We start from the raw sequence: 13397 nt of genomic DNA, 5'->3' as shown, positions 1-13397 counted from the left end.
CTCCGTGTTCTCTTCTTCCTCTGTGGTTAACTGTAGTTGTTTTTTTGCTTTTTTCCTCTTGCAATCCCCAACGATCTTCCCTATAACAGTGCAGGTTCTATCTAATAATATTCTTGTGTTTCTGCAGGTAAAGGAAAAAAATCGGATGAAAAAGATTCTCGGCATAGCAGTTTTTTTGCGTCACCAGTTCCTCCTCCTCAGGAGACGTTTCTCGCAGAGAAATGCCTGGTTTCTGGTCCTTGCCGATTGTCTCTCTATTGTCCTGGCCCACTTCCTGGCCCATCTTATCCGCTTTGACTTTCAGCAACAGCCGGGAGATGTCTCTCATTTTTTGGTATTTATCCCCTTTATTTTCCTCGTTCGCCTGCCAATCTTTTATGCCTTTGGCCTCTACAGTGGCATGTGGCGCTATACCAGCTTTAGGGACCTGCTTAATATCATCAAGGCCGTCCTTACCTCTTCACTGACTATTGTCGGTATCCTCTTCCTCCTCGATACCAGCATGCAGTTTTCCCGAAGTGTTCTGGTCCTTGATGCCATCCTCACCTTTCTCCTTGTCTGTGGGGTCCGGGTGGGTATTCGTTTTATCCTGCGCCATGTGGTGGATAAAACTGGTCGCAGGGCCTATTTCAACAGCTGTAAAAAGCTCCTCATTGTTGGGGCCGGCAGTGCTGCCGAGAAGACGGTGCGGGAGATCAGAGAAAACAGCAAGCTCTGCTATGATATCGTTGGCTTTGTAGATGATGATCCCTCTAAGCGGGGTCTGCGTATTCACAACATCCCCATCTGGGGTGGAGTGGACTTTGTGGGCGAGTGTGCTCAGCAGACCAAGGCTGAGGAGCTCCTCATTGCCATCGCATCGCTGACTGGCGAGGAGATGCAACGGATAGCCTCTCTCTGCCAGAAAACAGGCCTGCCCTATAAGATTATCCCCAGCTTTGGCGAAATTATTGATGGCCATGCCAATCTCTCTGATATTCGTGATATCTCCTATCGGGATCTACTGGGCCGGGCCGAGATAAAGCTGGAAACAGACGAGATCGGCTCCTGTCTGGCCGGGAAAAACATCCTCATCACCGGTGGAGGTGGCTCCATTGGCTCCGAACTTGTCCGTCAGGTAACTACCTTTGCCCCGGCCAAGATCATCATCTTTGAAGCCTGTGAAGAGAACCTCTATAATATTCAGATGGAACTCCTGCACGAGTATGATCTGGATAATATTGTGCCCGTTCTCGGTAAGGTCCAGGACCATAAGCTGCTGATCAATGTTTTTGAGCAGCATAAGCCTCAGGTGATCTTCCATGCAGCCGCCTATAAACATGTACCCCTGGTGGAAAATAACGCCTGGCAGGCGGTGGACAATAATATTGTCTCTAGCCAACTCCTGATGGAGGCTGCCATCGTCTACGGGGTAGAACGTTTTGTGGTGGTTTCCACCGATAAGGCTGTGCGCCCCACCAATGTCATGGGTGCCTCCAAACGGATGACAGAGCTCCTCATGTCCGCCTACCGGAAAAGGAACTGGCAGGGAAATCTTTCCCCGATCTGGCAGAGGATTATAAAGGATAGGTCGATAGAGCATAATACCATCTTTATGGCGGTACGCTTTGGCAATGTCCTCGGCTCTTCCGGCTCGGTCATTCCCCTCTTTACCCGCCAGATCCAGCGCGGTGGACCCGTTACGGTAACTCACCCTAAGATTACCCGTTACTTCATGTCCATTGAAGAGGCCGCCCAGCTCATCCTTCAGGCTGCTTCCATGGGCGAAGGTGGGGAGATATTTCTCCTCAAGATGGGTAAACCGGTGCTTATCGCCGATCTTGCCCGTAACCTTATCGCCCTCGCAGGTTTAGTGCCGGACCAGGATATAAAAATAGAGTACAGTGGTCTGCGTGAAGGGGAAAAACTCTATGAAGAGCTTATCACCGAAGGCGAGGGCATTGTCGAGACCGGCCATGACAAGATCATGGTCCTGGCCGGAGAGAAGGTCCTCACCGACAGCGAGGCCATTGCCATTGTCATGGAGCTGAGACAGGAGGCTCGGGCCTTTGATGGCGATCGGGTCCGCGATTTATTAAAGGTGCTCATGCCCGAATATGCCGAGATGGTCAAGGTCAACGAGGCTTTGGTTAAGGTGGCGCTGTAGTCTATTATCCGAAAAATTATAAGAAATTTATGAAAAAGGCAGTGTATGGAATATTCGCTTGATACTACTAAAATTGGTATTGTTGGTCTTGGCTATGTCGGTTTACCCCTGGCTGTTGAGTTTGGTAAAAAAATCTCGACGATTGGCTTTGACCTAAATGAGAGCCGTGTCCGTGATCTTGTCGCTGGTAGCGACTTCACCCTGGAATGTTCAGCAGAAGAGTTGAGTAAGGCCAGTGAGTTACAGTATTCTACAAACCTTGAAGATCTGCGGGACTGTAATGTCTATATTGTCACTGTGCCGACCCCCATTGATGAGCATAAATGTCCAGACCTCTCTCCCCTGGTAAAGGCTTCAGAGAGTTTGGGCCAAGTTCTCTCCAAGGGTGATATTGTCATATATGAGTCCACTGTCTACCCTGGTGCCACCGAAGAGAACTGTGTGCCTGTTTTAGAGCGTGTTTCAGGTCTCTCCTATAATAAAGATTTTTTTGCGGGGTATAGCCCAGAGCGTATTAATCCCGGCGATAAAGAGCATAGCGTGACCATGATCAAAAAGGTTACCTCGGGCTCTACTGAGCAGATAGCCGACTTTGTGGATGAACTCTACTCTTCAATTATTATAGCGGGAACCCATAAGGCCTCTTCTATTCGGGTGGCTGAGGCTGCTAAGGTGATTGAAAATACGCAACGGGATTTGAATATTGCCCTTATCAATGAGCTTGCCATCATCTTTAATAAACTTGGTATTGATACCGAAGAAGTTTTAGAGGCAGCAGGAACAAAGTGGAACTTCCTTCCCTTTAGACCGGGTCTGGTGGGGGGACACTGCATCGGGGTTGACCCATACTATCTCACCCATAAGGCCCAATCCGTGGGTTACCATCCAGAGGTGATTCTCTCAGGGCGTCGCATCAATGATAATATGGGAAGCTATGTTGCCTCGCAGCTTGTAAAGGCGCTTATCAAGAAACGAATTCAGGTGGAAGGTGCCAATGTCCTCCTTCTTGGTCTCACCTTTAAGGAAAACTGTCCTGATCTGCGCAATACCAAGGTGGTGGATATTATCTCGGAGCTCGCCCAGTATAATATCCAGGTAGATGTCTATGACCCTTGGGTTTCTAAGATTGAGGCGGAAAAAGAGTATGGCATTTCTCCTGTAGAAAAACCAGGGCAAAATAAGTATGATGCCGTAGTTGTGGCTGTAGCTCATAATGAGTTTGTAGCCCTTGGAGAGTCCGGTTTACAAGATTTGCTGAGGGAAAAATCAGTTGTATACGATCTTAAATATATACTGCCCAGGGCAGTTGTTGATATAAGGCTATAGGTGTAGGAATGACAAGATACCAAGAGGTACAACAGGAATTAAAAGATAGCCCCAAGACCTGGCTTATCACAGGTGTTGCAGGATTTATTGGCTCTAACCTTTTAGAGACTCTTCTTGGCCTGGGGCAAAAAGTTGTGGGTCTCGATAATTTTGTTACAGGATACCAGCATAACCTTGATGAAGTTGAAGGGGCGGTGACAGATGCTCAATGGCAAAACTTTCGTTTTATTGAAGGGGATATTTGTAGTCTTGATGCCTGCCAAGAAGCCTGTCAGGGCGTTGACTATGTGCTCCAGCAGGCAGCTCTTGGTTCTGTGCCTCGTTCCATTGTTGACCCGATTACCACCAACAATACCAATATCAGTGGGTTTTTGAATATGCTTGTGGCGGCTCGTGATGCTGAGGTGAAAAGCTTTACCTATGCCGCCTCCAGCTCTACCTATGGTGACCACCCAGCCCTGCCTAAGGTAGAGGAGAATATAGGTAATCCCCTCTCTCCCTATGCTGTAACCAAATATGTCAATGAGCTCTACGCCTCTGTCTTTGCCAGAACCTATAGTTTTAAGACCATAGGTCTTCGCTACTTTAATATTCTGGGTAAACGTCAGGATCCCAATGGTGCCTATGCGGCTGTCATTCCCCTCTGGACTGCGGCCATGATTAATGATGAAACTGTTTTTATCAATGGTGATGGAGAGACCAGCCGTGATTTTTGCTTTATAGAGAATGCAGTACAGGCAAATATCCTTGCTGCAACAGCGACAGAAGAGGCTAGGGACAATGTCTACAATGTTGCCGTTGGCGATAGGACAACACTCAATGAACTGTTCAACCTCATAAAGCATAATCTTGCAGATCATGGCATAGTCTATAACCTAGATCCGAGCTATCGTGACTTTCGTGCAGGTGATGTGCGGCATTCTCAGGCAGATACCACTAAGATAAAAAGGCTTTTGGGATATAGTCCACAGTATAAAATTGGTGCGGGAATAGAGAAGGCTATGGGCTGGTATGTGCAGAGTCTTTCCGTCTCCGGGCATAAATAAAATGTCTCAGAGGGCTATGAAAATATTAGTAACAGGCGGTGCAGGTTTTATAGGATCTGCGGTTATTCGCCATATACTAGAAAATACGGATGACAGTGTCGTTAATCTCGATAAACTCACCTATGCGGGTAATCTTGAGTCCCTAGAGGGTGTTGCCGGGAATGAGCATTACCTCTTTGAGCAGGTGGATATCTGTGACCGTGAAGAGTTGGTACGTGTTTTTGCTATCCACCAGCCCGATGCTGTTATGCATCTGGCCGCCGAGAGTCATGTCGATCGCTCCATAGATGGCCCGGCAACCTTTGTAGAGACCAATATTGTGGGTACCTCCACCATTTTACAGGTGGCTCAAAAATATTGGTCTGCTCTACCTGAAGAGAGGAGAGAGTGTTTTCGCTTTCACCATGTCTCAACCGATGAGGTCTATGGAGATCTTGCAGATCCTGAGGAATTCTTTACCGAAGAGACCTCCTATGCGCCAAGCAGTCCATACTCAGCCTCCAAGGCAGCCAGTGACCATCTGGTTAGAGCATGGCAACGGACCTACGGTTTTCCAACTATTATCACCAACTGCTCTAACAATTATGGTCCCTACCAATTCCCTGAGAAACTCATTCCTCTCATGATCCTCAATGCCCTGGAAGGCAAAGCTCTACCTATCTATGGTAATGGGCAGCAAATCCGAGATTGGCTTCATGTCGAGGATCACGCCCGTGCTCTTCTTCTCGTGCTTCGGCAGGGGAAAATTGGAGAGACCTATAATATCGGGGGGCATAACGAAAAGAGTAATCTGGAGGTTGTTCATACTCTCTGTGATGTTTTGCAGGAAATGGTTCCTGGTGAAGAGGGTAGCTCCTACAGAGATTTGATAAGCCATGTTGCTGACCGTCCCGGCCATGATCTGCGCTATGCCATTGATGCAGGCAAGATAGAACGGGAGCTCGGTTGGCGACCCCAGGAGACATTTGAGTCTGGCATCCGTAAAACAGTTCAGTGGTATCTTGATAATAAAGGATGGTGGAGCAGAGTGCTTGATGGCTCCTATAATCGTCAGCGTTTAGGAGTAAGAGCATAATGAAAGGTATTATTTTAGCAGGCGGTTCAGGAACGCGTCTCTACCCCATTACCATGGGTGTCTCAAAACAACTCCTTCCTATCTACGATAAGCCCATGATCTATTATCCCCTTTCGGTGCTTATGCTCGCTGGTATTCGGGAGATTTTGATCATTACCACCCCTGAGGACCTTGCCAGTTTTCAACGTCTCCTGGGAGATGGAAGTCAGTTTGGTGTTGATCTCTCCTATGTGGTGCAACCAAGCCCCGATGGCTTGGCTCAGGCCTTTATCCTGGGTGAAGAGTTTATTGGTGATGATGATGTCTGTCTCATCCTCGGTGACAACGTCTATTATGGCCAAGGCTTTTCCCCCATGTTGCAACAGGCTGTTGTCACAGCCCAGTCTGGCAGAGGGGCCACCGTCTTTGCCTACCAGGTGAAAGACCCGGCACGCTTTGGCATAGTTGAATTTGACGAGGAGAGACGGGTACGATCCATTGAGGAGAAACCAGCTCAGCCTAAGTCAAACTATGCGGTGACAGGACTCTATTTTTATGACAACAGGGTGGTTAAGATAGCGAAAGAGGTTAAGCCCTCCTCCCGTGGAGAGCTGGAAATAACCTCGGTCAACAATGCTTATCTGGCCCTGAATGATCTGAATGTTCAGTTATTGGGTCGTGGTTTTGCCTGGCTTGATACGGGAACCCATGAGAGCCTGCTTGAAGCAGCCCAGTTTGTGGAGACAATAGAGAAGCGTCAGGGCTATAAGGTGGCCTGTTTGGAGGAGATAGCCTACAACAATGGTTGGCTCTCTATTGAGTCTGTGCGGGAGGTAGGTCAGAGATTGAGCAAGGGCTGTTATGGAAAATATCTTCTTACCCTTATTGCGGAGGCAAAATGAAAGAGAAAAATATCTATGTAACGCAACCTTTTTTACCACCCTTAGAAGAGTTCACCCCTCTGCTCAAGGAAATTTGGGAGAGTAAGATCTTGTCAAATTGTGGCCCTATGCATCAACGTTTTGAGCAGGCCCTCTGTGATTATCTTGGGGTTGAGCACATCTGTTTGTTTAATAACGGAACAATTGCGCTTATCACTGCGCTTCAAGCACTAGGAATTACTGGTGAGGTAATTACGACCCCCTACTCCTTTGTTGCAACGGCTAACTCAATTGTCTGGAATGGGCTTAAACCTGTTTTTGTCGATATTGATTCTGAGACTCTAAACCTCGATCCTGCTAAGGTTGAAGCGGCGATCACTCCAGCGACGACTGCTATTATGCCCGTGCACTGCTATGGCAATCCTTGTGATGTGAAAGCCATTAATGAGATTGCTCAGAGGCATAAGTTAAAAGTTATTTACGATGCAGCCCATGCCTTTGCCGTGCAGGATAAGGGTGGCAGCATACTACGCCACGGTGATCTTAGTGTGTTGAGCTTTCACGCCACCAAGGTCTTTAATACCTTTGAGGGGGGAGCCATTGTCTGTAAAAATGCTGAGATTAAGCAGCGTATTGATCAGCTGAAAAACTTTGGCTTTGTCGATGAGACAACGGTGGCTCTTGCAGGTATCAATGGCAAGATGAGTGAGGTTAATGGTGCCTTTGGTCTGGTGCAGCTTAATTATATTGATGAAGCAATAAAACAACGTAGCTTGGTTGATGAGTATTATCGCGAACAATTAAGGGATGTGAAGGGAATTACCGTCCCATCTTCTTCAGCACTGAAACAAAATTACTCATATTTTCCCGTTTTGGTGGAGGAAGAGTATCCGCTTACGCGTGATGTGTTGTATCAGAAACTTAAAGATAATAATATCTATGCCAGGCGTTATTTTTATCCGCTGATGAGTGATTTTCCTATGTATAGGGGGGAACCTTCAAGTAAGAAAGAGAACCTTTCTGTCGCAACAGAGGTAGCAAGTAAGGTTTTGTGCTTGCCTATTTATCCGACTCTTGACTTAAATGGTTTGCAACGAGTTGTTAGTTTTTTTAAGAAGGTGTAGAAATGGTTATAGCTGTTATGCAGCCTTATCTCTTCCCATATTTTGGTTACTATCAGTTAGTCAACTGTGCGGATAAATTTGTTGTTTATGATGATGTTAATTATATAAAAGGCGGTTACATTAATAGGAATAATATTCTCGTTAAAGGTCAGTCTCAGCGGTTTACAGTGCCTGTGCCGGGTGCATCCTCAAACAAAAAAATTAAAGAACTGTCTTTTTCAAGTGATGTCAAAAAGGTGTTGTCGACTATTCAACAGTCATATTCAAAAGCACTTTTTTTCAACGAAATTTTCCCGATTGTAGAAGCGATTCTGACTTATGAGGACAGGTCTCTAGCTGAAGTTTGTAAACAGAGCCTCTCGCAAGTGTTTGCTTATTTAGGGGTAGAAAAAGAAATAATTAAATCAAGTGAACTTGACTATGATCATAGCTTGTCTGCAGCGGATAGACTGATAGATATAACACGTCGTTTTGGGGCAAATAAATATATAAATAGTATAGGTGGGCAGAGCCTTTATAATAAAGATTATTTTCAATCTAACGGTATTGAACTGTCATTTATTAAAATGGATGAAGTTAGCTATACACAGGCAAATAATAAGTTTGTCCCGTATCTTTCTATGATTGACGTGTTAATGTGGTGCAAAAAAGAGAGAGTTGTTGAAATGCTAAAATCATATAAAATGGTATGAGATTGTGATGAATTCTGAAGCTATAGGTGGTTATTTTGAACTTGAGCTTCCAGTGGCTAAACAAAGCCTGTACCCACAGGCTTTGAGGTATCAATCTGCTCGATCTGCATTTTATGCATTGATACTATACGTGAATCCACGGAGGATTTGGATGCCTCTTTATATTTGCGATGCAATGTTGGCTCCAGTGCATAAGGCGGGTGTCGAAGTTTCTTTTTATTCTTTGAACGATGATTTTTCAATTAAAGAAGACTTGAAACTTCAAGAGAATGATTTGTTATTATATGTTAATTACTTTGGTGTCTGCGGAAAGCAGCAATTAAAGATACTTGAGAAATATAACTCTGATCAGATTGTCTTCGATCATTCACAGGCATTCTTTCAAGCACCTTTGGATTGTTTGGCAACAATATATTCACCAAGAAAATTTTTTGGTGTGCCTGATGGTGGTTTTTTGGTAACGAACGTATCTATGGTAGAACCAGAAGAAATTGACGAAGACTCGATTAAACGATCTATTCATTTATTAAAACGACTTGCAGATTCAGCAGAATTTGGATATTTAGATTATCAGTTGGCAGAAAAAACTTTGATGGATTTCGTGCCTAAAAAAATGTCCAAGTTGACAGAAAGGCTCCTGTCAGTTGTTGATTATGATGCTGTTAGAACTGCAAGGAATGAAAATTTTTTATATATCCATAGTATCCTTGGCGGTAGCAATAAAATAAATATAAATTTGTCGTTTGTCGATGGGCCAATGGTCTATCCATTCCTGTATGCTCAAGAAGGCCTTAAAGATATATTAATTAAAAGTAGAGTTTTTATTTCAACATACTGGGCGGAATGTATTGATAAAGTTGAAGATGGCTGTTTTGAACAGAAACTGGTGAATATGTTGGTCCCGTTACCATGTGATCAGCGTTACGCTCTTGAGGAAATTAGAATAATATTGTCTGTGATGAATAGGATAGGGATATGAGAGATTTTTATCTCAGAGAGATATCTAGGCAGGACCAAAAAACGATTAATGAGTGGCGGAATAATAATGATTTGATCAGTTTACTGGGGGCACCTTTTAGATATATTGATGAAAGTATTGATTCTGCTTGGTTGGATAACTATTTTTCAAATAGATCTAACTGTGTGCGCCTAGCGGTATGTCAACATGGCAGTAATGACATAATTGGTGCGGTTTACTTATTATCAATCGATTGGATTTCTCGGAGTTGTGAATTTGCAATTTGGATTGGTGATGTTGAATTTAGAGGTAATGGCGTTGGTACTTTTGCCACTGAAGGTGCGCTTAAACATGCTTTTCTGGATTTAAATCTAAATCGAGTTTATCTGACTGTCTTGGAAGAAAATGAAGCTGCACGTGCGCTTTACAAAAAGGTAGGATTTTCTGAAGAAGGTAAGCATCGACAAGCAGTTTTTAAGGAGGGAAAATATATGAATATGATTCAGATGTCTATCCTTAAAAATGAATTCTCCTTATCAAATTAACTTTGTAAAAGTATCTTTGTCTCTTAAAAAAAATATTATTGCCAACTATATTAGTCAGGTTTATGTGACTGGTGTTGGAATCCTTATTCTTCCCTTGTATATTAAATATATGGGTGCAGAGGCCTATGGGCTTGTAGGCTTTTTTACCATGCTGCAAGCCTGGTTTTCCTTGCTTGATTTGGGCTTAACTCCGACTATTGGTCGCGAAACCGCGCGTTATCACGGCGGCTCTATGTCGGCGCTAGCCTATCGCCAACTATTTCGGGCCCTTAGTCTGATTTTTGCAGGTATTGCTATCTCGGGTGGAGGTGGACTATGGCTATTCTCAGAGTTTGTTGCCACTCGTTGGCTTAAAGTGACTAGCTTGCCCTTGAGCGAAGTGGTCTTGGCGGTCGAAATTATGGCTATCAGTGTAGCCCTGCGTTGGATGGGTGGCTTATACCGAGGGGTGATAACGGGCTCTGAGCGATTGGTCTGGCTAAGTTGTTTTAATGCGTTGGTCGCCACCCTGCGTTTTATTGCCGTATTCCTCAGCATGTGGATTTATGGTTTTACGCCCGTTGTCTTTTTTGTCCATCAGCTGTTGGTTGCAGTGTTTGAGGTGACAGGATTATGGCTGATGAGTGGCAGGTTGTTGCCGTCAGCTAGCCAATTGCCACAATCGATCGGCTGGTCATTCAATCCTGTAAAACCGGTATTGAAATTTGCCTTAACCATTGCCTTCACCTCATCAGTATGGGTGCTGGTTACCCAGACAGATAAACTGATCCTCTCTGGTATTCTACCCTTAGCGGAATACGGTTACTTTACCCTTGCAGTATTGGTAGCGGGGGGCATTATGGTAATAAGCGGCCCTATTAGCAGCGCGATTATGCCACGTATGGCTAGGCTACATGCCGAAGGTAAACACGAAGAATTAATTCAGGTTTATCGCAACGCTACTCAACTGGTAAGTGTGATTGCCGGTTCGGCCGCGATTACCATTGCCTTCTGCGCCGAACCTTTGCTGGTCGCCTGGACAGGTGATAGAGGGCTTGCTATTAATGCATCTCCTATATTGCGATTATATGCAGTAGGCAATGGCTTTCTTGCGGTGTCAGCTTTCCCGTACTATCTGCAGTATGCTAAGGGGAATCTTCGTTACCACCTTATTGGTAATGTAATCATGGTTATTTTCTTGATACCTGCTATTATCTTTGCCGCCTCCCATTACGGTGGTGTCGGTGCTGGTTATGTTTGGATGATAATTAATTTTTTATATTTATTAACTTGGACCGCCTATGTGCACCATAAGCTTGAACCAGGGCTTCATCTTGAGTGGTTGTTAAAAGATGGTTTAGCTATTTATATGCCAGCTTTTCTAGTGGGACTGTCAACACTGTGGTTGCCTATTGAGAGTGATAACCGTTGGGTAATGTTTTTTTATGTAGCAAGTGTTGGCTTGACCGCCTTGTCGATATCCATGATGTTGTCGTCAAGTTTGCGTAATGCCATTAAGTTAAAGCTAAAGAGTGATGGATAGCATGAATTCAGAAATTAAAGTTTCGGTGTGTGTTGTTACCTATAATCAAGAAAAATATATTGGCGATGCCGTGATGAGTGCGGTAAACCAAGATGTTGGTTTTAATTATGAGATATTAATCGCGGATGATGCCTCTACTGATTCAACAAAATCTATTATAACCGAGTTAGCAGCAAAATACCCAACGCTAATCAGGTTGATTGTAAGAAAAAATAATTTGGGACCAGCAAAAAATATTATTGATCTCTATAAAGAAGCACGAGGTAGATATATTGCCCATGTCGATGGTGATGATATATTATCACCAGATAAGATTTTACGGCAGGTTGAGGTGCTTGACTCTCACTCTGATGTGTTTTTTTGTACTCATGATGTAAATGTTATAAGCAGTGAAGGAAATATACTAAGACATTCTTATCGTCGTTGGCCTGAAGGAATGCATACTACTTTTGAGTTATTATCCCAATTACCTTTTTTTGCTCACTCATCAAAAATGTTCAGAAACAATGTACCTGAAGACTGTTGGGATAGATTGTATTTCGATGGTATGGTAGATATAGAGATGCACTTTGAACATTCTTTGTTAGGGTGTAGTTATCATTTAGATAAAGTGTTGGGAAGTTATAGAGCGTTTTCGGGTGTAGCTGTTGAAGGAGGTGTCATTAATAAAAGTGTAGTTGAAGCAAACAAAAGGGTGTATGCATCGGCTAAGTTAATCTTCCCCGATAAAAAAATAGATATACAGAATTTGTATGGTAAATCATTGACAAAGTATGCATTTGTTTCTTCGTATATTGGTGCATATAGTGATGCTACAAGATTTGCAAGACAGTCAATGATTGCTGGAAGATATGGCTGGGTTAATCTTTTTATTTTTATTTGGCCTAGGCTATTTGGGAAAGTAATATCAATGAGAGAGAAATTCAAAAGGTTTTTTTAGTGAAAATAGATTCAGTTTTTTTGCTGTCATTGGTATATGCAGTTGTGAATGCACTCTTTCTTGTTAGAGGCATATCAAATGGTGGTTTTTTGTTTGATGAGCAGTGGGTGAAGATATCACCTATTTCATATTTACTAAGTTATATGTTTCAATTATTATCTATTGTATATATTGTTTTCTTCTATTTTGTTGCTAAAACAAAATTAGAAAGAGATAGTTTGCTATTCGTGAATAAAAGATCTGGGCTGGTTGTATTGATAATTCAAGTGGCTTTCTGGCTGTTTTGTATTTATACAGGTTCGGGTATCGCTGGTTCTAAATTTAGATTTGCAGAGGTTAACTTACTCAACTATGTTTTTGTTATCGTTAAACCTGACCTTCTTGCTATTCTAACAATACCTTTTATTTCAAATAATAAAGTTTGCAAATACAATTTATTATTTTTGGGATTTTCATTGATGAGCAGGGGCTGGATGGGAAGTGTTTTTATAGTTTTTCTGCTGTACCTTGTTCGAAATGAAATTTATTTTAAAGCTAAAAATAGTATAAAATTTTTTCTGTTGTTTATTGCTTTAATATTGTCTCTTCCTTTTATTGATGGCCTTAAGTGGGGGTTAAGAAAAGGAATTGCTGTAAATGAGATAATTATAAATGTTGTTGGTAATTATAATTTTGATTTTTTTGGAAAAATAATTTTCAGTGTTATAAGTAGATTTCAACATTTGAATTATTCAGCAAGTTTAATAGAAAATAGAGAGATGTATTGGGATCTTTTTTTAAATCGAAACTTTAGAACTTTTTTTGAAAATGGGATTCTATACGAGATTTTCATAAAAATATTTCCTTCATTTTCAAGGCCTGATCTTAATCTAGTGTTATCTGGAGCTTATTTAAAAGGAGAAGTGTATAATGTAGACCCAGGTATGGCTGGATGGATTGGGCTGCTAGGTTTTTCTTCAGTGTTCTTTTTTATGTTTGTTTTTTGCATACATTTTGTGCCGCTTTTTGTTGGCGCAAGGTATCTTGGCGCGAGGTATGTTAGACTCTTTTCGCTTTTTTCTCTTTTGTATTTATTTCATGGTTGGTTTGCGCCTTTTTTAGATTTTACACTGTATTCTGTTATTTATTATTTCTTTTTTAAGAAGATTAAGATTTGGGGTTAA

The 13397-nt window shown here is 42.7% G+C and carries 12 protein-coding genes; all 12 read left to right on the top strand.

The window, feature by feature from the left end; genetic code table 11:
* The first annotated feature begins 145 nt into the window (after window positions 1–145).
* Genes DP_RS00220 through wzy form a run of 12 tightly spaced genes read left to right on the top strand, consistent with a single transcriptional unit; the run spans window position 146 to window position 13397 of the window.
* Window positions 146–2146: a polysaccharide biosynthesis protein gene (locus tag DP_RS00220; protein WP_156792160.1), complete on the top strand. Its 2001-nt coding sequence runs from the start codon at window positions 146–148 to the stop codon at window positions 2144–2146.
* A 45-nt stretch (window positions 2147–2191) separates the two neighbouring features.
* On the top strand, window positions 2192–3472 hold the full coding sequence (tviB, locus tag DP_RS00215; protein WP_011187292.1) for a Vi polysaccharide biosynthesis UDP-N-acetylglucosamine C-6 dehydrogenase TviB: 1281 nt from the start codon (window positions 2192–2194) through the stop codon (window positions 3470–3472).
* Window positions 3473–3480: 8 nt separating this feature from the next.
* Window positions 3481–4518: an NAD-dependent epimerase/dehydratase family protein gene (locus DP_RS00210; protein WP_011187291.1), complete on the top strand. Its 1038-nt coding sequence runs from the start codon at window positions 3481–3483 to the stop codon at window positions 4516–4518.
* A 16-nt stretch (window positions 4519–4534) separates the two neighbouring features.
* A complete protein-coding gene (gene rfbB, locus DP_RS00205; RefSeq protein ID WP_041278134.1) occupies window positions 4535–5593 on the top strand; it encodes a dTDP-glucose 4,6-dehydratase in 1059 nt (352 codons plus the stop codon).
* A complete protein-coding gene (gene rfbA / locus DP_RS00200; RefSeq protein WP_011187289.1) occupies window positions 5593–6474 on the top strand; it encodes a glucose-1-phosphate thymidylyltransferase RfbA in 882 nt (293 codons plus the stop codon). The genes rfbB and rfbA overlap by 1 nt, the downstream gene beginning before the upstream one ends.
* Window positions 6471–7577, top strand: a complete 1107-nt coding sequence (locus tag DP_RS00195; RefSeq protein WP_011187288.1) for a DegT/DnrJ/EryC1/StrS family aminotransferase — start codon at window positions 6471–6473, stop codon at window positions 7575–7577. The genes rfbA and DP_RS00195 overlap by 4 nt, the downstream gene beginning before the upstream one ends.
* Before the next feature lie 2 nt (window positions 7578–7579).
* Window positions 7580–8269: a WbqC family protein gene (locus DP_RS00190; RefSeq protein WP_011187287.1), complete on the top strand. Its 690-nt coding sequence runs from the start codon at window positions 7580–7582 to the stop codon at window positions 8267–8269.
* Window positions 8270–8276: 7 nt separating this feature from the next.
* Window positions 8277–9248, top strand: coding sequence for a hypothetical protein (locus DP_RS00185; protein ID WP_041277417.1), 972 nt, complete (start codon window positions 8277–8279; stop codon window positions 9246–9248).
* Complete coding sequence (locus tag DP_RS00180) at window positions 9245–9772, top strand: GNAT family N-acetyltransferase (RefSeq protein WP_011187285.1); 528 nt, start codon at window positions 9245–9247, stop codon at window positions 9770–9772. Before DP_RS00185 ends, DP_RS00180 begins: the two co-directional genes overlap by 4 nt.
* The gene (locus DP_RS00175) at window positions 9750–11294 is read left to right on the top strand and encodes an oligosaccharide flippase family protein (RefSeq protein WP_011187284.1); all 1545 of its coding nucleotides are present in this window, start codon (window positions 9750–9752) and stop codon (window positions 11292–11294) included. The genes DP_RS00180 and DP_RS00175 overlap by 23 nt, the downstream gene beginning before the upstream one ends.
* Window position 11295: 1 nt before the next feature.
* Window positions 11296–12234 (top strand): glycosyltransferase family 2 protein, encoded by a 939-nt coding sequence (locus tag DP_RS16410; protein ID WP_162096611.1) that lies wholly within the window; start codon window positions 11296–11298, stop codon window positions 12232–12234.
* On the top strand, window positions 12234–13397 hold the full coding sequence (wzy, locus tag DP_RS00165) for an oligosaccharide repeat unit polymerase (RefSeq protein ID WP_011187282.1): 1164 nt from the start codon (window positions 12234–12236) through the stop codon (window positions 13395–13397). Before DP_RS16410 ends, wzy begins: the two co-directional genes overlap by 1 nt.

The organism is Desulfotalea psychrophila LSv54, from assembly GCF_000025945.1.
Taxonomy (GTDB): Bacteria; Desulfobacterota; Desulfobulbia; order Desulfobulbales; family Desulfocapsaceae; genus Desulfotalea; species Desulfotalea psychrophila.
This window is presented reverse-complemented; position numbering and strand designations above follow the sequence as displayed.

Bases quoted from the DNA above. Each gene is read 5' to 3' on its own strand.
- DP_RS00185 (WP_041277417.1), top strand. From the start codon at position 8,277: ATGAATTCTGAAGCTATAGGTGGTTATTTTGAACTTGAGCTTCCAGTG.
- rfbA (WP_011187289.1), top strand. From the start codon at position 5,593: ATGAAAGGTATTATTTTAGCAGGCGGTTCAGGAACGCGTCTCTACCCC.
- DP_RS00220 (WP_156792160.1), top strand. From the start codon at position 146: ATGAAAAAGATTCTCGGCATAGCAGTTTTTTTGCGTCACCAGTTCCTC.
- DP_RS00180 (WP_011187285.1), top strand. From the start codon at position 9,245: ATGAGAGATTTTTATCTCAGAGAGATATCTAGGCAGGACCAAAAAACG.
- DP_RS16410 (WP_162096611.1), top strand. From the start codon at position 11,296: ATGAATTCAGAAATTAAAGTTTCGGTGTGTGTTGTTACCTATAATCAA.
- rfbB (WP_041278134.1), top strand. From the start codon at position 4,535: ATGAAAATATTAGTAACAGGCGGTGCAGGTTTTATAGGATCTGCGGTT.
- DP_RS00175 (WP_011187284.1), top strand. From the start codon at position 9,750: ATGAATTCTCCTTATCAAATTAACTTTGTAAAAGTATCTTTGTCTCTT.
- tviB (WP_011187292.1), top strand. From the start codon at position 2,192: ATGGAATATTCGCTTGATACTACTAAAATTGGTATTGTTGGTCTTGGC.
- DP_RS00210 (WP_011187291.1), top strand. From the start codon at position 3,481: ATGACAAGATACCAAGAGGTACAACAGGAATTAAAAGATAGCCCCAAG.
- DP_RS00190 (WP_011187287.1), top strand. From the start codon at position 7,580: ATGGTTATAGCTGTTATGCAGCCTTATCTCTTCCCATATTTTGGTTAC.
- DP_RS00195 (WP_011187288.1), top strand. From the start codon at position 6,471: ATGAAAGAGAAAAATATCTATGTAACGCAACCTTTTTTACCACCCTTA.